Consider the following 24071-nt stretch of genomic DNA (forward strand, 5'->3'; position numbering starts at 1 on the left):
CACAATAATTGCACATAAGTTTTATCAAGGAGCAAAAATAAGTTTAAAAAATGACTATCAAAGAAATACAAGAAGAAATTATTGACGAGTTTTCGATGTTTGATGATTGGATGGAGCGCTATGAATATATTATAGAACTAGGAAAATCGTTACCTATTATCGATAAAGAGCACAAATTAGACGAAAATTTAATTAAAGGTTGTCAATCTAAAGTTTGGTTATTCTCTGAATTAGAAAATGACACAATACGGTTTTCTGCAGATAGTGACGCCATTTTAACAAAGGGAATTGTAGCGCTTTTATTACGTGTTTTTTCTAACCAAAAACCTCAAGATATATTAGACGCCAACACAGACTTTATTGATGAAATTGGTTTAAAAGAACATTTATCACCAACAAGAGCAAATGGTTTAGTTTCTATGATTAAGCAAATAAAAATGTATGCAATTGTGCAACAAACTAAATTATTAAATTAAAAGAAATGACAGATAAAGAATTAGAAGAAATTGGAGATAAAATTGTTCGTGTTTTAAAAACCATTTTCGACCCCGAAATACCTGTAGATATTTATGAGTTAGGTTTAATTTATGATGTTTTTGTGAATGATGAAAACAACGCAAAAATATTAATGACTTTAACATCTCCTAATTGTCCCGTTGCAGAATCTTTACCAGCCGAAGTAGAAGACAAGGTAAAAACATTAAAAGAAATTAATGACTGTGAAGTAGAGATTACTTTTGAACCAACTTGGACACAGGAAATGATGAGTGAAGAAGCAAAATTAGAACTTGGAATGCTCTAGAGTAATTATGTATGTTGAGTTTTAAGTGATACAACCTTGTCAATAAAAAACTTTGCAAGCTTTAAAATCTAAAAAAAATGGCAGAAGAAATTATAAATAGAGTTGCAAATAGCAAATTAAAAACCTTTGACCTTGAAGAAATTTATCCTCAAGGAAAAAGAGTTTTATTTGATATTAAAGATTGGCTATTTGAAGAAATTATTTTAAAAGAAAAAGATTTTAGACAATCTGTAAAAAATCATGATTGGGCTCAATACAAAAAAACTTTTGTTGCTGTACATTGTTCTGTAGATGCCATTGTTCCTTCATGGGCATTTATGTTAGTTGCTTCAGAATTAATACCACATGCTAACAAAGTTGTTATTGGAGACTTAGAATTATTAGAAACCGTCATCTATCAAGAATTAATTAGTTTTTTAGATTTTAAAAATTTTGAAAATGCTCCTGTAATTATAAAAGGATGTGCAGAAAAACCAATTCCTGCTACAGCCTTTGCTTTTATTATAGAAAAGTTACAACCAATAGCAAAATCAATCATGTTTGGTGAAGCTTGTTCTACGGTTCCAATATATAAATCAAAATAATTTTCTTTTCTATACTTATAATATTATTTTTGCTTTATACGTTTTTAAAAAATGAGGAGATTTCTACTTCTGTTTATATTTCTTTTTTCTACCATTTTTTATGCTCAGGAAAAAAAAACAGATACTTTACCACAACCCAAATGGAAAGTTCATGGTAGAGTAGCCTTTTTATTTAACCAATCTACCTTTTCAAATTGGGCATCTGGAGGAGAAAACACTGTTGCAGGAAACATAGATCTTAATTATGATTTCAATTATAAACGTAAAAATTTAAACTGGGATAATAAACTTTTAACAGGATATGGTTTAAGTCACATTTCTGGAAAAGGATATAGAAAAACGAATGACAGGTTTGAATTCAATTCGTTATTAGGTATTAAATCTAAAAATTATTGGTTCTTTTCGTTCTTCACAAATTTTAAAACACAATATACCACAGGTTTTGATTATTCAGTAACTCCAAACGTTTCTGTTTCTGATTTTTTCTCACCTGCATATTTAAGTTTTGGGCCAGGTATGTTATGGAAAAAATCCGATAATTTGCATGTAAATATTGCTCCAGCAACTTCTAGGTTTACTTTTGTTAATGATCAATTTTCAGGTAAATTTGGTGTAGAAGAAGGTAAAAACACTTCTTTTAGTTTAGGTTTTAACCTTTCTAGTTATTATAAATTTCGTGTTATGGAAAATATTAAACTAGAGAACATTCTTTCCATATATTCAGATTATTTGAACAAACCTCAGAATATAGATATTGAATATCAAACAAATCTATTTTTATTAGTCAATAAATACATAACCATGAATATTACTTTCCATATGGTTATAGATGATAATGCTTCAAGTAAAATACAATTTAGAGAAGTATTTGGACTTGGTGCCAAATATAGTTTTCATAAAAAAGTGACTTTTCAATAAAACTATTGTCTAAATCAAAAAAGTGTACTTTTGCACGCTTAAAAAAATAAAATTTAAACAAAATGAAAAAATTATCAATATTATTTTTATTTGTATTTATTGGTCTTTCTACGAAAGCACAAACTGCAGATGAACTAAAAAAAGAACAAGCTCCTAAAAAAGCAAAAATCGCAAAATTACAAGGAGAAGTAAATGCCTTACAAGCTAAAATTGATGCACTTCCAGGATGGAGAAAAGGAGCATTTGGTACTATTGGAGGTAATATCTCTGGCTTTAACAACTGGTATTCTAAAGGAACACCAAATTCTTCAGCAGGAAACATTGGGATTACTTTTAATGGTTTTGCTAATTTAATTGAAGATGATTTTTTTTGGAGAAATTCATTAAACATTAATTTAGGTTGGGTAAAATTAGACGATAAAGATATTTCTACAGATAGCGGAAGTTTTGAAAGCGCTACTGATGTTTTTAATATTTCTTCTTTATACGGTAAAAGGTTAAATAAAAAATGGGCTGTTTCTGCTTTAGGAGAATACAGAACCACCATATTAGATAATTTTAATGACCCTGGATTTTTAGACCTTGGTGTTGGTTTTACTTGGACACCAATAAACAATTTAGTTGTTGTTATACATCCTGCCAATTACAATTTTGTTTTTAGTTCGGGGAGCAACGTATACAGCTCTTCTGCTGGTGCAAAAATTGTGGCTGATTACTCAACTTCTATAAAGGCTTTCAAACTAAAATCTAACTTATCTATGTTTCAAAGTTATAAAGACGGAGATTTATCTAACTGGACTTGGACAAACTCTTTAGGATATACGCTTTGGAAAGGGATTGGTGTTGGTTTTGAATTAGGTTTACGTAAAAACAAACAAGAAGCTTTAAACAATGCTTTAGCTACAAACCCATTAGCAACATTTAGTAGCGTAGATAACAAATTACAATCTTACTGGTTATTTGGTATGAGCTATAATTTCTAATAAAATAAGAAACATATTTTAAACCTTAAGAAGAAATTCTTGAGGTTTTTTATTTTACTTACTTTTGTAATTTAAATTTTTATTGATGACGCTTTTAATAATTTTTGCAACTATTTCTATTTTCTTTTCATTTCTCTGTTCTATTTTAGAAGCAGTTTTACTAAGTATCACTCCTACTTTTATCAACTTGAAAAAGAATGAAGGTCATGAATATGCAACAGAATTAGAAGCTTTAAAAAAAGATGTAGACAAACCTTTAATTGCAATTTTAACTATCAATACAATTGCACATACCGTTGGTGCAATTTTGGTGGGTGTACAAGCAAAAGTTGCTTATGCAGAAATGTATGGTACAGAAGTAAAAACAATTTTAGGAATAAAAGTAACAGAAGACCTAATGGTTGGTGTAGTTTCTACAATAATGACTATTTTAATATTAGTTGCCTCAGAAATTATTCCAAAAACAATTGGAGCAACCTACTGGAAACAATTAGCTAACTTTACAACAAAAGCTTTAAAAGTGATGATTTTTCCATTAAAATGGACCGGTTTTTTATGGTTATTACAATTAACCACAAAACTTATTGGCGGAAAAGGACATGGAAGCATTTTAAGTAGAGAAGGTTTCTTAGTGATGACAGAAATGGCCGAAAAAGATGGTGTTTTTAAAGAAAATGAAAGTAAAGTCATTAGAAATCTATTAGGTTTTAAAGAAATAAAAGTAAAAGATGTAATGACACCTAGATCGGTTATAGAGATTGCTGATGAGAGCCAAACAATACAATCTTTTTATAACGAACATAAAAAATTGCGTTTTTCTAGAATTCCTGTTTTTGCTGAAAACCCAGATGAAATTACAGGATATTTTTTAAAAGATCATTTATTAGAAGCAATGATTAATGGTAAAGGAAAAGAGACTTTATCTACAATAAAAAGAAATATTATTGTTACAGATAGAGACCTATCTATTCCTAATTTATTTGATAAACTAATTCAAGAAAAAGAACACATTGCTTTGGTGGTAGATGAATATGGTTCTGTTAGCGGACTCGTTTCTCAAGAAGATGTTATTGAAACATTATTAGGGTTAGAAATTATGGACGAGAGTGATTCTGTCGCAGATTTACAAGCTCATGCTAGAAAATCTTGGGAAAATCGTGCAAAAAGAATGGGAATTATTGAAGAGGAAAACAAGACAAAATAGCTGTTTTGCTAAAATGTATTATTTTTTACCAAGGGTTTTATGTAATATGAAAACAACTGTACCTCAAAAAGTAATTCTTTAAATTTATATTTTCAATACTTTTTAGAGGTAGATTGTTCTTTTACAAGTACTACTCTTCCTCTTCTTTATATTCATAATATAAAAAGTCATTATAAGGAAAACGTTGAATATGAATTTTCTTTACTTCTTCGTATGTTTTTTCTTTAAAATCTTCTAAATTATCTTTGTTTAAAGCAGAAATAAAGATAGATTCCACATCATAGTCATTCATCCAAGTTTTTTGCCAATCTTGTAAGGTGTAATGCTCTTTCCCTTTTTCTGTAATTAAATCATCTTCTTCTATCGTTTCATACTGATATGCATCAATCTTATTAAAAACCATTAACGTTGGTTTATCTGCACATTTAATATCTGCCAAAATGGTATTTACAGATGCAATATGATCTTCAAAATTTGGATGAGAGATATCTACAACATGTAATAATAAATCTGCTTCACGAACCTCATCTAGTGTAGATTTAAAAGACTCTACCAATTGTGTTGGTAGTTTTCTAATAAAACCAACAGTATCTGTCATAAGAAACGGAATGTTCTTAATCACCACTTTTCTAACAGTAGTGTCTAGAGTTGCAAACAATTTATTTTCTGCAAAAACATCACTTTTACTTATAACATTCATTAAAGTTGATTTCCCAACATTTGTATAGCCAACCAATGCAACTCTAACCATTTTTCCACGGTTTTTTCGCTGCACAGCCATTTGTTTATCAATAGTTTTTAACTTCTTCTTTAAAAGTACAATTCTATCATTAATAATACGTCTATCTGTTTCTATTTCTGTTTCACCAGGACCACGCATCCCAATTCCTCCTTTTTGTTTATCAAGGTGTGTCCAAAGTCTTGTTAAACGCGGTAATAAATATTGGCATTGTGCTAATTCTACTTGTGTTTTTGCTGAACTTGTTTGAGCTCTCTGTGCAAAAATATCTAAGATTAAATTGGTTCTATCTAAAATTTTACAATCTAGTACCTTTTCAATATTTCGTAATTGTGCAGGAGAAAGTTCATCATCAAAAATAGCCGTCCCAATATTATTAGACTCAATATAATCTCTAACTTCTTCCAACTTTCCAACTCCCAAAAAAGTTTTAGGATTGGGTCTTTCCATCTTTTGTACAAAGCGTTTTACCGCTACTCCTCCAGCGGTTAAGGTTAAAAATTCTAACTCATCTAAATACTCTGTAGATTTTGTTTCGTCTTGTTGCTGTGTAATAACACCTATTAAAACAGCTTTTTCTGATATTGCTTCTTTTTGATCTATCATATGTTACAAAAATACAAAGTTTTAGTCAGTAAAGAACACAAAAAAAACCTCAATACAAATTGAGGTTTTCTATCAAATAATTCAAATTTTGATACTCTCTAAGACATCGTTCTTTTTTATAGTTAATTTATTTTTTTAATAAACTTTATAGATAAAACAAACTTTTTCATTCTAGCAACATTTTTTAATGCTGTTTTTTTGTAATTTAATTTTGTTTTAACATAGTTTTCAATTACTTGCTCTTTAGAATCTACAGAAAGCACTACAATTTCTCCTTTATTATTTATAAGGAAACTTACTTTTGTTTCTGTGTTCTTTTCTAAGAAAGATTCATAATCTCCTAATAATTTTACAATCTTATTTCTAAGTTCTAAATCTGCTTTTTTTACCGGTTTTTCATTGTTAGAAAAGGTAGATAAAGTTGTAAACACGGTAACTAAAAATACAATTATTAGCTTTTTCATTATTGGTTTTGTTTTTATTTTTTTTCAATTATTATTTGTTATTTGCTAGCGATGTAAAATTACATTACACATCAAATTAATTGAAGAAATATGCTGTTAACAAATTATTCTTTTTTAGTAAAATTATGTGTAAAAAATTAAAAGTTTACATAATATTTATATTGTTGAATCAACAACGTAAAACCTTTTTTTGTTGTGTTTATTAGATGATTTTATCTTTTATTAATAAAAAAACAATCAAGAACTTCCTATGGTAAACATATAATAATAAATCATATTAAATCAATGTTAATACAACTAGATATTTAACTATTTTTACCTTCTAATACTTCTATATGTTTCTATCAATCGCATCCTTAAAACAGAAAAAAAACATCACTACAATTGGGTTTTACAATGTCGAAAATTTGTTTGACACGGTAGACAACCCTAAAACAGCAGATGATGAATTTACTTCTAAAGGAAAAAGAAGATGGAACTATAAACGTTATAAAAATAAAATTCAAAAATTAAGTTCGGTAATTTCTCAATTAGGAATGAATCGTTCTAAATATCCTCCTGCAATTGTTGGTTTGGTAGAAGTAGAAAATGCAAAAGTTGTGGCAGATTTGGTAAATTCTTCTAACTTAAAAAAGCTTCATTATGGCTTTGTACATTACGACTCACCAGACGAGCGCGGAATTGATGTTGCCCTTTTGTATAATAAAATAGCCTTTGAATTTTTAGGCTCAGAAACTTATCCTGTTTTTTTAGAGGATGATGAGGGAGAAAGAGATTATACTAGAGACATCTTAAAAGTTAGCGGTAATTTACATGGCGAATTAATACATGTTTTAGTGAATCATTGGTCATCTAGAAGAGAAGGTGCTGCAGAAACAGAACCCAAGCGAATTATTGCTGCAGAAACCCTAAGAAGTATTGTTGATGATATAAAAAGCAAAGAAATTGACCCCAAAATTATTATTATGGGAGATTTTAATGATGATCCAAGAAGTAAAAGTGTTGCAGAATATGTAGTAAAGGATGATTTTTATAATCCTATGAAAAGTTTAATTGATCGAGAAAAAAAAGGGTCATTAACTTATGAAGGAAAATGGAATTTATTTGATCAAATTATTTTTAGCAAAAATTTTCTAGCAAAAAAAGAAGGAAAACTCTATTTTAAACATGCAGAGGTTTTTAATAAAAAATGGCTTAAAATATTTAAAGGAAAACTAAAAGGAAGTCCGTTTAGAACCTATATAGGCCCTTGGTATCAAGGTGGTTTTTCCGATCATTTTCCTGTGTATGCTTTTTTAAAAAAAGATGATTAATCTTTCCCTTGATTCTTAAAAGCTTTCATCAACTTTTCGTCATTTAAAATATACTTCTTGTATTTTCCATCTCTATATCTATAGTAAATAAAGAAAGGCATAAATAAAAACGAAAAATAAAATACAGCAAACCCCATCACAATTTGGGCTTTTTCATGTTCCGTTTTCAGTAAATAGATTCCAGCCGTTATCCAAATTATAAAGATAACAAACATTATTTTTAACGCTAATTTCATATTGCAAAATTACAAAAGTTCTATCTTTAAAATCTAAATATCTTTGGATGAAATCAATTTTAGTATTTTTGATGGGTTTGTTATTCTTTTCATGTAATCAAACAAAAACACAACCAACAATGAACAAAAAAATAGTTATTGCTCATAGAGGTGCTTCTGGGTATTTACCCGAACATACAATGGAATCAAAGACAATGGCTTTTGCTATGAATCCTGATTTTATTGAACAGGATTTGGTACTAAGTAAAGATAATGTCCCCATTGTAATTCATGATATTTATTTAGATGATGTCACCGATGTTGCTATAAAATTCCCTTTAAGAAAAAGAAAAGACAATCGTTTTTATGTCATCGATTTTACCTTTGAAGAATTGCAAACATTAGCAGTATCTGAACGTTTTAATAGGGAAACAGGGAAACAAGTTTACCCTAATCGATTCCCAAAAGGGAAAGGGAATTTCAAACTACATTCTTTTCAACAAGAAATAGAATTGATTCAAGGTTTAAATAAAAGTATAGGAAAAAATATTGGTATTTACCCAGAAATTAAAGAACCTGAGTTTCATCAAAAAGAAGGAAAAAAATTAACCGAAATTGTTTTAAAAATCCTTGATGATTATGGCTATAAAACAAAAAAAGACAATTGTATTTTACAATGTTTTGATGCTGAAGAATTAGAACGAATTCGCAAAGAATTAAAGTCTGAGTTATTCTTAGTGCAATTGATGGAATTTCCAAAGGATGCAGAAAAATTATCCCATTTTGCAACATATTCAGATGGAATTGGGCCTTGGTACAAACAAATTTTATTGAAAAAAAATGATGGTAAATTTACTTTTACTTCTTTAGTTACTGATGCCCATAATCTAGGTTTAAAAGTACACCCATATACTTTTAGAGCAGATGTTTTAGATGAGTTTTCTTCTTTTGAGGAAATGATGCAAACACTTTTAATAAACGCAAATGTTGATGGAGCTTTTACTGATTTTCCAGACAAAGTTTCCTCTTTCTTGAAAAAGAAAAACTCACATTAATAAGTTTCAAAATTAAATCATCTTTCTATTTCTTTATAGCTCTTTTGTTTTAAAAATCTATTTTATGAGCATCAATTTATATTCAATAAAACACCTTAATAATACTTTAGATCTTTTTGATTCTGAAAAAAAATTATATAGCTCTAAATGGTTTATGGAGTTTGGTAAACTTGGTTCTGAAATTTTTAATTTCGAAAATAAAACTATCTATTATATTACTAAAAAATTTAAATTTTGGAAATGGAAAATGATTTTTACTATTAAAGATCAAAAAAGTCAACTAACAGAATTAATTTCTCAAAACAATAAAAAAACCATTTACTCTATTGATATAAATGAAATTACTTATGAAATAAAAATTCACTACAAAAAGAAAAAATCTATTTATAAAAATAACTATAAAATAGCAGAGATAGATGAATCTTTTATGTACAAAGGTTTTAATGACCACATAAAACTACAACTCTTAGAAGAAAAAGATTTAGAAATTTCTTTTTTGTTATTTTCTTGTTTAAAAATTGGTGAAATAGAGCAAAGATCTAAAGCTATTCTAACAAGTCAAAAACAATTAGAACCTAATGAAGAACCTTGGGACTAGTTTATAAAAGTTTTTCTGACACAAAATTATTGGTCAATAAACTTAAGTATTTTTTACTATTAGACATTGCATCTTCTAAATCTTTTGAACAACTAATAATATCTTTCCCGTAATCAATACCTATTGCTTTTAACCCTTCTTTGGGAAGTGCTATTGTACCACAAAATGCAGCAACTTTTATCTGTTGTTTTTTTGCAGATTCTAAAACTCCCTGGATCGTTTTTCCTGATAATGTTTGATAATCTAATTTTCCTTCTCCTGTAATAATCCAGTCTGCACCTTCAATTAAATTATCAAAATTGGCTAATTCCTTTATCAATTCAATTCCTGGCTCTAAAGTTCCGTTTAAAAATAATTTAGTTGCAATTCCCATTCCTCCTGCCGCACCTGCTCCTTCTATAGATTGAACGTTAATAGAAAATACATCATTTAAAATTTTAGCAAAATCCTGTAATCCTTTATCTAGCATTTCAATATCTTCTTCTGTAGCACCTTTCTGAGCACCATAAATAGATGCTGCTCCGTTTTTTCCATACAACGGGTTTGTAACATCACAAGCAATTTTAAAATCTACATCAATTAATTTAGAGTGAATATTTGTTGCATTTATCGATTTAATCTTCGATAAATTGGCTCCAATAGGTTTAACTTCTTTGTTATTTTTATCCAAAAACTGATAGCCTAAAGCTTTTGCCATTCCTATTCCACAATCATTGGTGGCACTTCCACCAATACCAATAATAATTGTTTTTGCTCCTTTATTAATTGCATCAACAATCATTTCTCCAGTACCTAATGTGGTGGCATTTTTACAATCGAATTGTGCTGTTTCTAATAATTTTACACCAGAAGCTTCCGCCATTTCTATAAATGCAGTTTTAGAAATTTCAGAATAAAGATAAGTAGCTTTTATCGGTTCAAAAAATGGATTATTTACGGTTATTTCAATCACATTCCCTTTTAAATAATATTCCACAACCTCAATGGTGCCATCACCTCCATCTGCTAGTGGTAATTTAAGAATTTCAGTATTTGGAAATTTTTTTAAAATTTCATTTTCAACAGTATTACAAAATTCTAATCCTGTTAAGGAGTTTTTAAACTTGTCTGGAGCTATTACTATTTTCATTTCTTTAATTTTAACTTAAAATAGATGGAAGAAAATAACTTAGAATTAAAATAAAGATAAAAAATGCAACTAATATGTACACTTCTTTTATCATAAAGTCTTTCTTTTTAATAGCTACATTAAAGTTAGAAATCTTTTTTACTTCTACTTTACTTGTAAATGCACTTACAACATAGGCTACTACTAAAGCTATTATTACACCTGTAAAGTTTAACCAAATCCAGAAAATATTAAAACCTAAATCTATGTGAAATATTTCTTGAATGGTTTTAGAAAATATCAAGTTTATTAATACAGCAGAAATAATTGCGGCATTCATGCCAATATGATTTACTTTTTTTGAGAAAAATGCTAAAAAGAAAGTTACTAAAACAGGCCCATAAAAAACAGAGCCAATGGCATTTATAATTTCTATTACAGCACTTTTACTACCTCCAAAAAGAAAAGCACTTGCAATACAAATTACTCCCCAAAAAACTACAGAACCTTTAGAAATAATCATGTATTTTTTGTCACTCAATTTTGTTTTTCCACTGTTAAAAAAATCTTCAACAGTTACTGCAGATAATGAATTAACGGTAGAACTTAAAGAAGACATTGCTGCCGATAAAATACCCACCATTAAAATTCCTATTAAACCGTGTGGTAAATATCTCATAATAAAGACAGGAATCATTAAATCTGCTTTTGCTCCATTAGTTGCAAATTCTTCAGGAAAATATTTTTGAGTTGTCATTGCTATTTCTTCTAAAAAACCTGGTGCTTGTGTTATTAACCCTCCAATAACTAATCCCATAATACAGTAAGTTAAAACTACCGGAAATCTTAAAAGTCCGTTTGCTAATAAAAGTTGTCTAATTGTTTTTTCATCTTTTGCAGATAACAACCTTTGTGCTTGTGTTTGATCGCAACCATAATAGGACGCATATAAAAAGAAACCACCAATAATCATTGGTAATAAACCGTATTCATTTCCTGCTCCAATTCCTAAATTATAATCGATTACTTTTAATCTTTCAGGATCAAAACCATTTGCCAAACCACCATGTTCTTGTAAAAGATTCCATCCAAAATATAAACAAATAATTAAACCAGCGAATAAGATAATCATCTGTATAGCATCTCCCCAAACAACAGCTTTCATACCACCTTGCCAAGAATACACAATGGTAATTACACTTATAATTAAAATGGTGTACACAAAATCGATGTCTAAAACTGCTTGTAAAATAATAGCAATGGTATACACCATAACTCCTGTACCTAGTGCTCTACTAATCTGAAATACAATACTTAAAATTAAACGTGTAGAAGTACTAAATCGTTTTTCTACAAACTCATAAATACTAACAACTCCTGATTTAAATAATGGAGGAATGATCACAATCATAATAAAAATCATTGCTAATGGAACCGCAAACTCAAAGGTTAACCACTTCATCCCTCCACCTAATTTTAAACCTACAAAAGCAGGTGCTGAAATAAAACTAATGGCCGATAATTGTGTTGCCATGGTTGATAAACTCAGTGGAAACCATCCCATACTTTTACCTCCTAAGAAATAATCTTTTGAGTTTTTATTGTCTTTAAAGAAAAAGCCCATTCCTAAAAAGAAAATAATATAAAATAGAACAATACTATAATCTAGCCAATTCATAATCAGTTTTATTTAAGTTGTAATTAGTTTTTTAACATATCAATTAATAAAGCAGCACTCCAAGAAAAATGATTTCCTCCGTAACCTGCTTTACCATCTGTATGCATTTCTTTTCTAGAATCGAAATATTCGTAAAAGCCATTTTTTTCAATCATATCAATTGTATCTTGTTTTACACGGGCTGCAATATCTTTAAAACCATACGCTTTCAATCCATTATATAATATCCAATTCAAATTGATCCAAACGGGTCCTCTCCAATATTTTTTAGGATTGAAACGATTGCTTGTTGGATCGAAAGATGCACATAAATATTGATTTTCATTCCCAAATTTATCCATCATAACGGTTACCATTTTTTGGGCTCTTTCATTTGATGGAATTCCTGCAAACAATGGTGAAAAAGAAGACGAAGACACGTGTCTTAAAGGTTTTTCATTTCTTAAATCGTAATGAATATAGGCCCCTAGTTCTTCATCATATAATTTGTTATTGAATGACTTTTTACTTTTTTCTTGCCATTTTTCTAGCTGTTCAATCTTATCATTATTACCGCCAATCAATTTATATAAAGCGATTAAACTTTCATTCGATTTAATTAACATGGTATTAAACAACGGATCCTGCACTAAAAAAGGTGATAATTCAGCAATTTTTTCATCGCTATAATTGTGTTCCTTTGCAATTTCTATAATGTGTAAATAATGATCGTATTCTCTTTTAGACGGACGTTGTGCCGCATCTACATGCGTAGTATCTCTTCTCTCAAAAGTATAATCTGGTGAATCCATCGTTTCAAAAATATCATCCCAAATAGGAGAATTATCTGTACCCGATTCCCAATTATGATAAATATACACCAAACCTTCGTTTTGTGGATCTCTATTTTTATAAAAATACTCGTGATTAAAATATACTTTATCAATTACAGATGCTATGTACTTTAAAGAAGCCTCTTTATTATTGCTTACTTTATACATTTCTTCTAATACAAAACCTGTAACAGGTGGTTGTACCATTCCGGTAGATTTGTATTTTTTTGATGCTAAAGGATGTAAATCTGATCGATGAAAACTAGCTCCAGGAAAATAACTATCATTTTCTGTATGAAATACAATATGCGGAATAAATCCGTTTTCCCATTGCGCATCTAATAATGTACTGATTTCTTTTTCTGCTTTTGGCATATCAAAATGCGCAAAACCAATGGCTATAAAACCAGAATCCCATTTCCATTGAAAAGGATACAGATTAGCACATGGAATGCTAAAACTTCCTGTCCAATTATTATTAAGTACTTCTATTGCTTGTTCTTGTAATTTTATCATTATTGAGTTGGTGTTACTTCATTATAAAACTCACTACTCCAAAAAAAAATTAGAGTAGTGAGAAAATTTAAATTCAAACGTTATTTATGAAAGTGATTAAAAATTAAATGTTGCTGTTATAAAAACTCTTCTTGGTAAGATTGGTCTTCCGTTAAAAAACTCTGCATCACCTGCTTGATTTACATTTCTTGGGTCTCCTTCAGTAATCCCAGAGTCGTCAAATAAATTAAAAACAGAGAAACCTATTCTTAAGTTTTCATCACTGTCTTCATTTTCATTTAGATTGAATGTATAACCTGCTCCTAATCTAAAAAGACTAATTGCTTTTAATTCTACATTGTTATTATCTGCTGCAAATTTGTTTCCTGTATAATTTAAAGAGAATAACCCATCAACCTTATTATTGTCGTAATGCAATCCTAAACTTGTTAAGAAATTAGGTTGTCTTGCTAATTTATTACCAACGTTTGTTTCTGTTATTCCACCATTTACTAAATCTTCATCTGAATTTTTAGTGATTTCATGTCTTTGGTAGGTAGCAGAACCTCTAAAATCAAAATTATTTGTTAGTTTGTAAGACCAATTAGCTTCAATACCAAAAGTAGAAGTATTCTGCTCAGACCTTGTTAAATCTACTAACGAACTACCTACATAACCTTGAGTAATTTTAATTCTATCTTTTAAACTTACATAATAAGCTGCTAAAGAACCTGATAATTTTTCTGTACCTAATTTTGCCCCCGCTTCAAATTGTACAATTTTTTCTGAATCGTATTTACTACCCGTTACACCTGTAGCAATTGGTGCAAAACCTCTAATTTGTGGAAAGAAAAAACCTCTTGAAAAATTAGCATATAAATTTACATCATCGTTTAAGTTATATAAACCAGCCAATGAAAGTGCCCAATCTGTTGCGCTTACATTTGCTCTTGTAAAACTACCATCTGCATAATTTACATTAGCTAATTCTGCCGTTAAAGAAGGATCTTCATAAACTTTAGACTCTATAATACCCCCCTTACTAAAAGTACCACTTGTACTTTCTATTCTTATACCTGCATCAAAACGCCATTTATCAAAAACCATTTCATCTGTAATATAAAATGCCGTTTTTTCTTGAGATAAAAAGTTATTAGAAGTCATACCTATTCTATTATATAATCCACCATCTGAATAAATAACATTACTACCTGCGGCATTTATATAACTTAAGTTTACCAAACGTGGGTTGTTATTAAATTCTGATAAAACTCTATATTGATAATTAACATCTTCTGCTTCTGTTCTTGCTAAATAAACACCTGCTGTAATGTTATGACTTCCCTTATTATTTTCAATCGTTTTCGTTAAAGAAGCTTCACCAGAATAATCGGTCATAGGTCTTAACCTATCTATATGTAAATTATCAATTACCAAATCACTTCCATTGATTGCAGTAGAATTTCCTTGATATTGGGCAGAATACCCTAAATTTCCTGGAGCAATATCTGCAACATAGTCGTTTAAACTAATCGGGTTTCCATTATTTCCATTTCCTCCAATATATAAAGCAAAGTTGTGTTGGTAGTTTGCATACTTTATTTTTGATTTAAATTTTAAATCATCTGAAAAATTATAATTAAAATCTCCCATTAAGTATCCACCAGCAGTGTATACACCGTCTTCAATTGGGCTCTCGTAAGCGCCTCCAGCAGTTAAAAAAGAAGTATGTGCTAACTCACCAGATAATAATTGAGAAACAGGTTCGCCGTCATTCCCTGCAATTCTATTTCTATCACCATCTAAAGGTAGTGGCATAAAAAACTGGGCTTTATCATTAATAAATTGTCCATGAATTGTAAAAGACCCTTTTTCAAATTTCTTTTTGATATTCGCTCTAAATTGAACTCCTTTTGTAGGCATTCCTGTTACTATTGGTCCATCATCTTTTCTTACAAAACCTGTAAAAGCATAATATGTATTAGAATCTTCTCCACCTAGTTTTCCTCCAGAATAAAAATCTGTTTTTAAACGACCTTTGTCTGCCCATTCTACGTTCACAATATTTTCTGCATTTGTATCTCCTGTTTTGCTTGTATAGTTAATAATACCAGCTACAGAACCTGCACCATATAAAACTGCGGACCCACCTCTTACAAACTCTATTCCTTTAAAACCTATATCTGGCCTTGCATACACATCATGTGCAGATGAATTTAACCCAAACGTACTCATTAAAGGCATCCCATCATACTGTAGTGGATTAAACACATATTGTCCTCCAGAAGGCAAACCCCTTACAAAAACATTAGTTGCGGTTTCTCCACCTCCACCTTCTGCGGTAATACCAGGAATACTTCTAATAATATCTGCCTGACTATTTGCCGAAAGTTTTGTAATTTCTTTTTGCTTCATAGAGCTAATAGACATTGGTGTCTCTTTTTGAGACCTAAAAGTTGCTGATGCCGTTAAAACTATTTCATCCAACTCAGCACCGCCTTCTTGTAAAACAACACCAACTTTAACCGTTATCCCATTTAGATTTATTTTCTTTTCAAAAGTTGTAAATCCAATATAAGATACTTGAAGTGTTTGCTCTCCAACTGCTGCCGTTGTAAAACTAAAGTTACCATCAATATCTGATGTTCCTCCAGAGGTTGTTCCTTTAATAATAATACTTGCACCAGGAATTCCATCACCAGAATTATCTTTAACTGTTCCTTTAACTTCGGTCTGCGCAAATATTGCAGAAAAACTAATAATACAAACTAATGTTAATAATGTTTTTTTCATTTCTTAAGAATTATTTAACTATTTGGTAAACTTATTAACAATTACATTATTTTTTTAGCCTTTTATTACGAAAACATAACGCAAACGTTTGCGGTAACGTTTGTTTTATTTATTTTTATGAAATTAATACTATTTTTTCATGAAAAAAGAAGTTACTACATTAAAAAAGATAGCACAAATCTTAGAAATCTCGATATCAACAGTATCTAGAGCTTTAAATAACCATCCCGACATTAGCCATGAAACTTCAAAAAAAGTAAAAGACCTTGCCAGAAAACTACACTATATGCCTAATATGTTTGCAAAAGGTTTTCGGCAGCACAAAACAAATATAATTGGGGTAATTGTTCCCAATATTCTTTCTTATTTTATATCAACAATCTTGAAAGAAATATTGCTTCAAGCAGAAGTTAATGGATATAGAGTCATCATTTCTGAAACAAATAATGATGTGAAAAAAGAAAAAGAAATGCTACATACAATGCTTCAATTTGGAGTAGATGGTATTTTAATGTCACTTTCTAAGAACACCGTAAACGTTGATCCAATTCTACACGCATTAAATCAAAAACCATTAATTCTTTTTGATAAAGTCTCTAATAAAATACCTTGTACACAAGTAATTATTGATGGTGAAGAAGCTACTTTTAATGCTATTGAACATTTGATAAACATCGGTAAAAAAAGAATTGCAATTATTAAAGAGTTTGAACAATCTTATAATTCTGAAAGACGCTTTCAAGGATACTTAAGAGCATTAAAAACAAACAACATTCCAATTGATAAAAAGTTAATTGTTAGTACACATGATATTTCTCTAAAAAAAGGGAGAAGTCTTACCAGTCAATTAATTAGTTTAAAAGAAAAACCAGATGCTATATTTTGTATAACCGATGCAGCAGCCATTGGAGCGATACAAACTTTAAAAAAATTTAATATAAAAATACCTGAAGACATAGCCGTAATTGGTTTTAGTAATTCTCTTAATTCTACTATTGTTGAACCTAAACTAACAACTTTAGATCAACCAGGAAAAAGAATTGGAGAAATTGCTATGAATTGCTTAGTTACAGAAATTGAAGAACCAAAAGAACATTTGACTATTAAAACTATAGAAATTAAAACGAACTTAATCATTAGAGAATCTACCTTACTTTCTATTTAAACCTTTTATTTGGATAAAATTTGAGGTAAAAACTGTAGAAAAATTAATACGCCTGTAATAAGAATAGAAGTGATTAAGGGTTTCCAAATTTCTTTCTTTTTATATTTTAAATCTTTTCCTAAATTTTTATTCCAAAAAAACTCTACCAAAATTAAGTAACCAACAAAATTAAATAATAAGGTAATTAAAAACATTCTTGGTAGAAAATTTAAAAGCACAATAGAAAGTAAAGTATAAGAAATCCCAAAAACCAAAACTTCAATTCTTGCCTTTGATTTATTTAGCTCTTTTAAATTAGACATTAATAAAACAGCTCCAAATATTGTTGTAAAGAAAATAGTAAATCCTTGAATAGCTTTTTTAGAATACAAAACAGACATTTGTAATTCTTCAACTGGGTTTTCATTTAAAGTCTTAGTAGAAAATTTATTCTCTATGAATTCTTTATCTTCAAATGCAACTTCCGTTTTCTTAATTACCCCCCTATTTTCCAACTCCCAAATGGCAGCTTGTATGGCTTCATCCGTATAATCTTCTTTTTTTTCCAAAATATCTTCTAACGCTGTATTAGATTTTTTGCTCATTGATTTTGTAAAAAAATTCGATCTCATTACAGTAGTTTTTTTTAAGAAGTTACTTCTATTAATTTATTTCTATAAGCAGTTAATAGTTTTGATTTCGAAATAAAACCAATATATTTTCCATTTTTAATAACAGGTAAATTCCATGCATTACTTTCTTTAAACTTCTTCATAATATCGGTCATTTTATCTTTACCTATTACTATTATTTCTGGTGGATTTTGCATTATATCTCTAGCAAAAACAGTTTTATATAAAGTTTGATCAAACATTATTGGTCTTAAATCATCTAATAAAATAATTCCTATTAGTTTTTCGTCTTTTTCACTGATAACCGGAAAAATATTTCTATTTGATTTTACTACGGCTTGTTTTATCATCTTTTCTAAATTCATATCTGAATATACAGCTACAAAATTATTTTCGATAACCCTATCGATGTCCATTAAAGTTAATACTGCATGATCTTTGTCGTGCGTAATTAACTCTCCTTTTCTACCTAATTCCATGGCGTAAACAGAATATGGGTGTACATATTTTGCAATTGAATACGCAATTGCAGCAGTTAACATTAAAGGAATAAAAAGCTCATAACCTCCTGTAACTTCTGCTATTAAAAAAATTGCTGTTAATGGAGCATGTAAAACCCCAGCCAATAAACCCGCCATACCAACTAAGGTAAAATTACTTTCAGAGACATTAGAAATACCTGTGATGTTTATTATTTTAGCAACACAATTTCCCATAACACTTCCCATAAAAAGCGTTGGCGCAAAAATACCACCAACTCCACCTGCTCCAAAAGTTAAAGCACTGGCTATTATTTTAAAAAAAACCAAGCCAAATAATAATAAAATAACAATCCAAACATTTGTTAAATCTAAATGCATAAAATTGTTTTTTAAGGCTTCTTCAGCGTTTCCTGCTAATAGATTATTAATAACCTCAAAGCCCTCTCCATACAGAGGTGGAATAAAAAAAACAAGAATTCCTAAACCAATTCCACCAACTAAAAGTCTTTTAATTGGCGAATCAATTTTGTCAAATAATTTTTGAATTCTATCATAAGCTTCAGTAAAATAGATAGAAACCACACCTAAGATTAAACCTAAAATGATAAAATAAGGAATATCATTTATCTTAAAAGCATCTTCTATTTTAAAAGGAAGTAAAACGTCAGATCCAAAAAAGAAATAAGAAGTAATAATTGCAGATAAAGAAGCTAACAGCAATGGTAACATTGAAGCTATCGTTAAATCTAAACTAAAAACTTCTATCGCAAATATAATTGCAGCAATTGGTGCTTTAAATATTGATGATAATGCTCCAGCTGCTGCACAACCTATCAATAAATTTCGAGTAGTTTGATTTAAATGAAACAACCTCGAAATATTAGAGCTTATTGCTGCTCCTGTTGCTACTGTAGGACCTTCTAAACCTACAGATCCTCCAAAACCAACTGTAAGAGGAGCCGTTAAAATAGAAGCCAACATTTGGTAACGCTTCATAATTCCTTTTCTTTTTGAAATAGCAAAAAGTGTAGATGGAATTCCGTGACTTACCCTGTTTCTAATAATGTATTTTATAATCAAATACACAATGGTTAAACCTAAAATAGGAAAGAGAAAATAAAAAGCATGATGATAATCTATCACCAATTTTCCTTCTAAAAGGTGCTGAAAAAAATGAGTTAAGTTTTTTAATACTACAGCTCCTACTCCTGATAAAAAACCAACAAGAATACTTAAAAGATAAATAAACTGACGTTGAGAGATATACTTATATCTCAATATTAGCATTTTTTTAAAGTATTTATTTTTAGCTGACATTTTTATTTTTGTATACTTTTAAACAAAATATCTGTTCCTAAATAAGTATTGTCCTTGTTATAATACCAAGCTCTCTTTTTGGGCATTTTTATTTTATTAATGGTTTCTATACCAGATAATAAAATATATTCTCCACTATCTTTTGTTTCTTTAAAAAACTGATAAATTTCCATAGCATAGGTTTTTGGATCAAAATAAAAGTACCAAGCATCTTTACCAACTTCTTTGTTATAAGTTGCTTTTAAAACTAAATATTCTTTTCCCTTAAACTTTTTTCTTTCTACTTTTTGATGAATAATCGTTCCTTCATCTTTTAACTTCATAGGTAAACCATACAAATAGGTATAATAATTTTTATACAAACTAGCACGTTCAGCAGTTAAACCGTATTTCTTTTTTATTTCTTCGGATGGATTTTTATCACCATTTAAAGAAAAACTAGTTTCATTTTTATCAATTATATATTCTGTAATAATAGTATCTCTTTTAGCAGAAACAGCAAAATATTCTTGTGGCAGATTGATACTTATTTTACTCACTCTATCTCCATTTTTCGGAGTTTCCATCGTTACAAAAAGTTCTCCTTTAAAAGTAGGCCAATTGTTATTTGGATCGTGAAATTTGATTGTTTTTTCTAACAATTCATCACCAGTTATTTCTTGTGAAAATGAAATAATTGATATAAACAGAAACAAAAGTATAGTTAGTTTTTTCATACCTTAAATTTAATAAAAAATCCTGCAAAAGCAGGAGTTTAATTTATTCTTGAATATTGAGTTTCAAACTCAACTCTTTTAGTTGTTCATCATCTATAAATGCAGGCGCGTCAATCATTACATCTCTACCAGAATTATTTTTTGGGAATGCAATAAAATCACGAATTGTTTCTTGTCCGCCTAAAATAGCCACCAATCTGTCCAATCCAAAAGCCAATCCACCGTGAGGAGGCGCACCATATTCAAAAGCATCCATTAAGAAACCAAACTGTGCTTTGGCATCTTCTTCAGAAAAACCTAGATGACGCAACATGGTTGCTTGCATTTGTTTATCGTGAATTCTAATAGAACCACCACCAATTTCATTTCCATTCAATACCAAATCGTATGCATTTGCTTTTACTGCTCCCGGATCTGTGTCTAACAATTCCATTTGACCAGGTTTTGGCGATGTAAACGGGTGATGCATTGCATGATAATGACCCGTTTCTTCGTCTAATTCCAATAAAGGAAAATCAATTACCCAAAGCGGAGCAAATACTTTAGGATCTCTTAATCCTAAACGCTCTGCTAATTCCATACGTAAAGCAGACATTTGCGCTCTAACTTTATTCGTGTCACCAGATAAAACACATACTAAATCACCAGCTTTTGCACCAGTAATTTCTGCCCATTTGGCTAAATCTTCTTGGTCGTAGAATTTATCTACAGAAGATTTGAATGTTCCATCTTCGTTTACACGAGCATATATCATTCCTAAAGCACCTACTTGCGGACGTTTTACCCATTTAATAATATTGTCTATTTCTTTTCTTGTGTATGCATTTCCGCCAGGTACAGCAATACCAACAACCAATTCTGCGCTATTAAAAACACCAAAATCTTTATGTTGTGTCACTGCATTTAACTCGCCAAACTCCATTCCAAAACGGATATCTGGTTTGTCGTTACCATACAAACGCATGGCATCATCGTATAACATTCTTGGGAATTTCTCCACCTCAACATTATTCACTTCTTTAAGCAAGTGACGTGTTAATCCTTCAAAAATATTTAAAATATCTTCTTGTTCTACAAATGCCATTTCACAGTCAATCTGTGTAAATTCTGGTTGTCTGTCTGCACGTAAATCTTCATCTCTAAAGCATTTTACAATCTGAAAATATTTATCCATTCCACCAACCATCAACAATTGTTTAAAAGTTTGTGGCGATTGCGGTAAGGCATAAAACTGACCTTCATTCATACGAGAAGGAACCACAAAATCTCTTGCGCCTTCTGGTGTAGATTTAATTAAATATGGTGTTTCCACCTCAATAAATTCTTGATCAGAAAGATATTTTCTAACCTCCATGGCTACTTTATGACGGAAGATTAAACTGTCTTTCACTGGGTTTCTTCGAATGTCTAAGTATCTATATTTCATTCGGATGTCTTCTCCACCATCCGTTTTATCTTCAATTGTAAAAGGCGGTAATTTTGCTGCGTTTAAAATTTCTAATTTAGAAACTAAAACCTCAACTTCTCCTGTAGGGATATTTTTATTTTTTGATTCACGTTCAATAACAGTACCTGTTACTTGTATTACAAACTCTCTCCCTAGAGATTTTGCTTTGTCCATCATTTCTTTAGGCGTACGCTCTTCATCAAAAATTAGCTGTGTAATTCCGTATCTATCACGTAAATCTACCCATATCATAAAACCTTTATCACGTGATTTTTGTACCCAACCCGATAAGGTTACCTCTGTATTTATGTGCGATGCGTTTAACTCGCCACAAGAATGACTTCTATACATTTCTTTTCTTTTAATGAGTTGCAAAATTAAACAATTTCTATCTAATTAATACTTTTTGAGCATTCATTTCTAAAGAGAAATATCCCGCTTTCCGCACTCGCTTTTTTTTCACAAAAAAGAGCTCAAACAAATGCTGCAATCGGTAACGCTGAATCCATCTTATTCTTTGTAAATTTGCACTAATAAGTATTTATTACATGAGCAAATTATTTTTAGTTCCTACACCAATCGGTAATTTAGAAGACATGACTTTTAGAGCCATTAGAATTCTAAAAGAAGTCGATTTTATTTTAGCAGAAGACACCCGTACTAGTGGTAAACTTTTAAAACATTTTGAAATCGCTACTCAAATGCACAGTCATCATATGCATAACGAGCACAAATCTGTAAAAGGAATTGTACAAAGAATACAAAACGGAGAAACTTGCGCTTTAATATCAGATGCTGGAACACCTGCAATTTCTGACCCTGGTTTTTTATTAACCAGAGCTTGTGTAGAAAATAATATAGAGGTGGATTGTTTACCAGGAGCAACTGCTTTTGTACCCGCTTTGGTCAATTCTGGTTTGCCAAATGATAAATTTGTGTTTGAAGGTTTTTTACCTGTTAAAAAAGGAAGACAAACGCGTTTCTTATTATTAGCAGAAGAAAAAAGAACGATGGTTTTTTATGAATCTCCACATAAATTAGTAAAAACTTTGGGTCATTTTGTAGAATATTTTGGAGCAGACAGACAAGTTTCTGTTTCTAGAGAATTGACAAAAATGTTTGAAGAAACTATTAGAGGAACTGCCACAGAAGTATTAGCATATTATACTGCAAAACCTCCAAAAGGTGAAATTGTTGTGATTGTTGAAGGGAAGAAGTAACTTTTTATCAAAAAAAAGAAAATATTACTATTATCATAATTTCTATTGTTGCAATTTATATTCTATATCTAAAAACCATAAAAGGAAATGATTGGTTTCAAAAAGGAACTGATGAATATGATGAATTAGATTAACTTCAACATTCATGAAACACCTCCTCTCTGAAATAAAACAATGTAAAATTTGCGAATCACATTTAGATTTGGGCGCAAATCCTGTAGTTACTGCACATAAAAATTCTAAAATTGTCATAATTGGTCAAGCTCCAGGAACAAAGGTTCATAAGTCTGGAATTCCTTGGGATGATACAAGTGGTAAGCAATTACGTAAATGGCTCAATGTTTCTGATGAAGATTTTTATGATGTAGAAAAATTTGCTATTATACCTATGGGATTTTGTTATCCAGGAAAAGGAAAAAGTGGAGACAAACCACCGAGAAAAGAATGCGCTCCGCAATGGCATCAACAATTATTTGAGTTAATGCCAAATCTACAAATGATTATTTTAATAGGAATGTACGCACAAAAATACTACCTAAAAGACAAAGCTAAAAAGACACTCACAGAAACGGTAGATAATTATCCATCGTACTTACCTAAGTATTTTGTTTTGCCACATCCATCACCTAGAAATCGCTTTTGGTTAACTAAAAACCCATGGTTTGAGAAAAATGTAATTCCAGAATTACAGAAAAGAGTTACAACTATTTTAAAGTAGTTAGTTTTAAATAAAATCATAATATCTC

General features: G+C 29.9%; 23 protein-coding genes. 12 read left to right on the forward strand and 11 right to left on the reverse strand.

Annotated features, from left to right (window positions below):
* Positions 1–50 precede the first annotated feature (50 nt).
* The 6 genes from MC378_RS08530 to MC378_RS08555 all read left to right on the forward strand — a co-directional run bounded on the left by MC378_RS08530 (position 51) and on the right by MC378_RS08555 (position 4491).
* Positions 51–476 carry a SufE family protein gene (locus tag MC378_RS08530; protein WP_242178342.1) on the forward strand — a complete coding sequence of 142 codons (426 nt, stop codon included), beginning with the start codon at positions 51–53 and terminating at the stop codon, positions 474–476.
* A 5-nt stretch (positions 477–481) separates the two neighbouring features.
* Complete coding sequence (locus tag MC378_RS08535) at positions 482–802, forward strand: DUF59 domain-containing protein (protein WP_242178343.1); 321 nt, start codon at positions 482–484, stop codon at positions 800–802.
* Positions 803–879: 77 nt separating this feature from the next.
* Positions 880–1386 carry a DUF2480 family protein gene (locus MC378_RS08540; RefSeq protein ID WP_242178344.1) on the forward strand — a complete coding sequence of 169 codons (507 nt, stop codon included), beginning with the start codon at positions 880–882 and terminating at the stop codon, positions 1384–1386.
* Between the two features lie 51 nt (positions 1387–1437).
* A complete protein-coding gene (locus MC378_RS15505; protein WP_242178345.1) occupies positions 1438–2304 on the forward strand; it encodes a DUF3078 domain-containing protein in 867 nt (288 codons plus the stop codon).
* Between the two features lie 62 nt (positions 2305–2366).
* The gene (locus tag MC378_RS08550) at positions 2367–3287 is read left to right on the forward strand and encodes a DUF3078 domain-containing protein (RefSeq protein WP_242178346.1); all 921 of its coding nucleotides are present in this window, start codon (positions 2367–2369) and stop codon (positions 3285–3287) included.
* Between the two features lie 85 nt (positions 3288–3372).
* Positions 3373–4491: a CNNM domain-containing protein gene (locus MC378_RS08555; protein WP_242178347.1), complete on the forward strand. Its 1119-nt coding sequence runs from the start codon at positions 3373–3375 to the stop codon at positions 4489–4491.
* A 130-nt stretch (positions 4492–4621) separates the two neighbouring features.
* Here the strand turns inward: MC378_RS08555 and hflX are convergent, their stop codons facing one another.
* Both hflX and MC378_RS08565 read right to left on the reverse strand, forming a co-directional pair.
* Entirely contained in the window at positions 4622–5836 is a 1215-nt protein-coding gene (hflX, locus tag MC378_RS08560; RefSeq protein ID WP_242178348.1) for a GTPase HflX, read from the reverse strand.
* Positions 5837–5958: 122 nt separating this feature from the next.
* Positions 5959–6300 (reverse strand): hypothetical protein, encoded by a 342-nt coding sequence (locus tag MC378_RS08565; RefSeq protein ID WP_242178349.1) that lies wholly within the window; start codon positions 6298–6300, stop codon positions 5959–5961.
* A gap of 335 nt (positions 6301–6635) precedes the next feature.
* Between MC378_RS08565 and MC378_RS08570 the strand changes: the two genes are divergently transcribed.
* Positions 6636–7613 carry an endonuclease/exonuclease/phosphatase family protein gene (locus MC378_RS08570; protein ID WP_242178350.1) on the forward strand — a complete coding sequence of 326 codons (978 nt, stop codon included), beginning with the start codon at positions 6636–6638 and terminating at the stop codon, positions 7611–7613.
* Here MC378_RS08570 and MC378_RS08575 read toward each other — a convergent pair.
* Complete coding sequence (locus MC378_RS08575; RefSeq protein ID WP_242178351.1) at positions 7610–7849, reverse strand: hypothetical protein; 240 nt, start codon at positions 7847–7849, stop codon at positions 7610–7612. The two genes, MC378_RS08570 and MC378_RS08575, sit on opposite strands and share 4 nt — an antisense overlap.
* 71 nt (positions 7850–7920) lie before the next feature.
* On the opposite strand from MC378_RS08575, the gene glpQ reads away from it, so the two are divergent.
* Complete coding sequence (gene glpQ, locus MC378_RS08580) at positions 7921–8883, forward strand: glycerophosphodiester phosphodiesterase (RefSeq protein WP_274704119.1); 963 nt, start codon at positions 7921–7923, stop codon at positions 8881–8883.
* A 64-nt stretch (positions 8884–8947) separates the two neighbouring features.
* A complete protein-coding gene (locus MC378_RS08585) occupies positions 8948–9481 on the forward strand; it encodes a hypothetical protein (RefSeq protein WP_242178353.1) in 534 nt (177 codons plus the stop codon).
* A gap of 1 nt (position 9482) precedes the next feature.
* Here MC378_RS08585 and MC378_RS08590 read toward each other — a convergent pair whose 3' ends face one another.
* The 4 genes from MC378_RS08590 to MC378_RS08605 form a co-directional block, all read right to left on the reverse strand.
* A complete protein-coding gene (locus MC378_RS08590; protein WP_242178354.1) occupies positions 9483–10610 on the reverse strand; it encodes a glycerate kinase in 1128 nt (375 codons plus the stop codon).
* 10 nt (positions 10611–10620) lie between these two features.
* Complete coding sequence (locus MC378_RS08595; protein ID WP_242178355.1) at positions 10621–12267, reverse strand: sodium:solute symporter family transporter; 1647 nt, start codon at positions 12265–12267, stop codon at positions 10621–10623.
* Between the two features lie 23 nt (positions 12268–12290).
* Positions 12291–13595 (reverse strand): MGH1-like glycoside hydrolase domain-containing protein, encoded by a 1305-nt coding sequence (locus MC378_RS08600; RefSeq protein WP_242178356.1) that lies wholly within the window; start codon positions 13593–13595, stop codon positions 12291–12293.
* A gap of 96 nt (positions 13596–13691) precedes the next feature.
* The gene (locus MC378_RS08605; protein WP_242178357.1) at positions 13692–16367 is read right to left on the reverse strand and encodes a TonB-dependent receptor; all 2676 of its coding nucleotides are present in this window, start codon (positions 16365–16367) and stop codon (positions 13692–13694) included.
* 139 nt (positions 16368–16506) lie between these two features.
* Between MC378_RS08605 and MC378_RS08610 the strand changes: the two genes are divergently transcribed.
* A complete protein-coding gene (locus MC378_RS08610; protein ID WP_242178358.1) occupies positions 16507–17532 on the forward strand; it encodes a LacI family DNA-binding transcriptional regulator in 1026 nt (341 codons plus the stop codon).
* Between the two features lie 5 nt (positions 17533–17537).
* On the opposite strand, the gene MC378_RS08615 is transcribed toward MC378_RS08610, so the two are convergent.
* From MC378_RS08615 to aspS, 4 genes are read right to left on the reverse strand one after another with little or no spacing between them, the layout of a single operon-like run.
* Entirely contained in the window at positions 17538–18116 is a 579-nt protein-coding gene (locus MC378_RS08615) for a hypothetical protein (protein ID WP_242178359.1), read from the reverse strand.
* 41 nt (positions 18117–18157) lie between these two features.
* Positions 18158–19912, reverse strand: a complete 1755-nt coding sequence (locus MC378_RS08620) for a chloride channel protein (protein ID WP_242178447.1) — start codon at positions 19910–19912, stop codon at positions 18158–18160.
* 32 nt (positions 19913–19944) lie between these two features.
* On the reverse strand, positions 19945–20658 hold the full coding sequence (locus MC378_RS08625; RefSeq protein WP_242178360.1) for a DUF6503 family protein: 714 nt from the start codon (positions 20656–20658) through the stop codon (positions 19945–19947).
* 43 nt (positions 20659–20701) lie between these two features.
* Complete coding sequence (gene aspS / locus MC378_RS08630; protein ID WP_242178361.1) at positions 20702–22456, reverse strand: aspartate--tRNA ligase; 1755 nt, start codon at positions 22454–22456, stop codon at positions 20702–20704.
* 197 nt (positions 22457–22653) lie between these two features.
* Between aspS and rsmI the strand changes: the two genes are divergently transcribed.
* Together rsmI and MC378_RS08640 are read left to right on the forward strand one after the other, a co-directional pair.
* Positions 22654–23325 carry a 16S rRNA (cytidine(1402)-2'-O)-methyltransferase gene (gene rsmI / locus MC378_RS08635; RefSeq protein WP_242178362.1) on the forward strand — a complete coding sequence of 224 codons (672 nt, stop codon included), beginning with the start codon at positions 22654–22656 and terminating at the stop codon, positions 23323–23325.
* Between the two features lie 145 nt (positions 23326–23470).
* On the forward strand, positions 23471–24043 hold the full coding sequence (locus MC378_RS08640) for a uracil-DNA glycosylase family protein (RefSeq protein ID WP_242178363.1): 573 nt from the start codon (positions 23471–23473) through the stop codon (positions 24041–24043).
* Positions 24044–24071: the final 28 nt, after the last annotated feature.

Source organism: Polaribacter marinus (assembly GCF_022662535.1).
GTDB classification, from domain to species: Bacteria; Bacteroidota; Bacteroidia; order Flavobacteriales; family Flavobacteriaceae; genus Polaribacter; species Polaribacter marinus.

Coding starts and splice junctions, on each gene's coding strand:
- MC378_RS08530 (WP_242178342.1), top strand. CDS start 51: ATGACTATCAAAGAAATACAAGAAGAAATTATTGACGAGTTTTCGATG.
- MC378_RS08535 (WP_242178343.1), top strand. CDS start 482: ATGACAGATAAAGAATTAGAAGAAATTGGAGATAAAATTGTTCGTGTT.
- MC378_RS08540 (WP_242178344.1), top strand. CDS start 880: ATGGCAGAAGAAATTATAAATAGAGTTGCAAATAGCAAATTAAAAACC.
- MC378_RS15505 (WP_242178345.1), top strand. CDS start 1,438: ATGAGGAGATTTCTACTTCTGTTTATATTTCTTTTTTCTACCATTTTT.
- MC378_RS08550 (WP_242178346.1), top strand. CDS start 2,367: ATGAAAAAATTATCAATATTATTTTTATTTGTATTTATTGGTCTTTCT.
- MC378_RS08555 (WP_242178347.1), top strand. CDS start 3,373: ATGACGCTTTTAATAATTTTTGCAACTATTTCTATTTTCTTTTCATTT.
- hflX (WP_242178348.1), bottom strand. CDS start 5,836: ATGATAGATCAAAAAGAAGCAATATCAGAAAAAGCTGTTTTAATAGGT.
- MC378_RS08565 (WP_242178349.1), bottom strand. CDS start 6,300: ATGAAAAAGCTAATAATTGTATTTTTAGTTACCGTGTTTACAACTTTA.
- MC378_RS08570 (WP_242178350.1), top strand. CDS start 6,636: ATGTTTCTATCAATCGCATCCTTAAAACAGAAAAAAAACATCACTACA.
- MC378_RS08575 (WP_242178351.1), bottom strand. CDS start 7,849: ATGAAATTAGCGTTAAAAATAATGTTTGTTATCTTTATAATTTGGATA.
- glpQ (WP_274704119.1), top strand. CDS start 7,921: ATGGGTTTGTTATTCTTTTCATGTAATCAAACAAAAACACAACCAACA.
- MC378_RS08585 (WP_242178353.1), top strand. CDS start 8,948: ATGAGCATCAATTTATATTCAATAAAACACCTTAATAATACTTTAGAT.
- MC378_RS08590 (WP_242178354.1), bottom strand. CDS start 10,610: ATGAAAATAGTAATAGCTCCAGACAAGTTTAAAAACTCCTTAACAGGA.
- MC378_RS08595 (WP_242178355.1), bottom strand. CDS start 12,267: ATGAATTGGCTAGATTATAGTATTGTTCTATTTTATATTATTTTCTTT.
- MC378_RS08600 (WP_242178356.1), bottom strand. CDS start 13,595: ATGATAAAATTACAAGAACAAGCAATAGAAGTACTTAATAATAATTGG.
- MC378_RS08605 (WP_242178357.1), bottom strand. CDS start 16,367: ATGAAAAAAACATTATTAACATTAGTTTGTATTATTAGTTTTTCTGCA.
- MC378_RS08610 (WP_242178358.1), top strand. CDS start 16,507: ATGAAAAAAGAAGTTACTACATTAAAAAAGATAGCACAAATCTTAGAA.
- MC378_RS08615 (WP_242178359.1), bottom strand. CDS start 18,116: ATGAGCAAAAAATCTAATACAGCGTTAGAAGATATTTTGGAAAAAAAA.
- MC378_RS08620 (WP_242178447.1), bottom strand. CDS start 19,912: ATGCTAATATTGAGATATAAGTATATCTCTCAACGTCAGTTTATTTAT.
- MC378_RS08625 (WP_242178360.1), bottom strand. CDS start 20,658: ATGAAAAAACTAACTATACTTTTGTTTCTGTTTATATCAATTATTTCA.
- aspS (WP_242178361.1), bottom strand. CDS start 22,456: ATGTATAGAAGTCATTCTTGTGGCGAGTTAAACGCATCGCACATAAAT.
- rsmI (WP_242178362.1), top strand. CDS start 22,654: ATGAGCAAATTATTTTTAGTTCCTACACCAATCGGTAATTTAGAAGAC.
- MC378_RS08640 (WP_242178363.1), top strand. CDS start 23,471: ATGAAACACCTCCTCTCTGAAATAAAACAATGTAAAATTTGCGAATCA.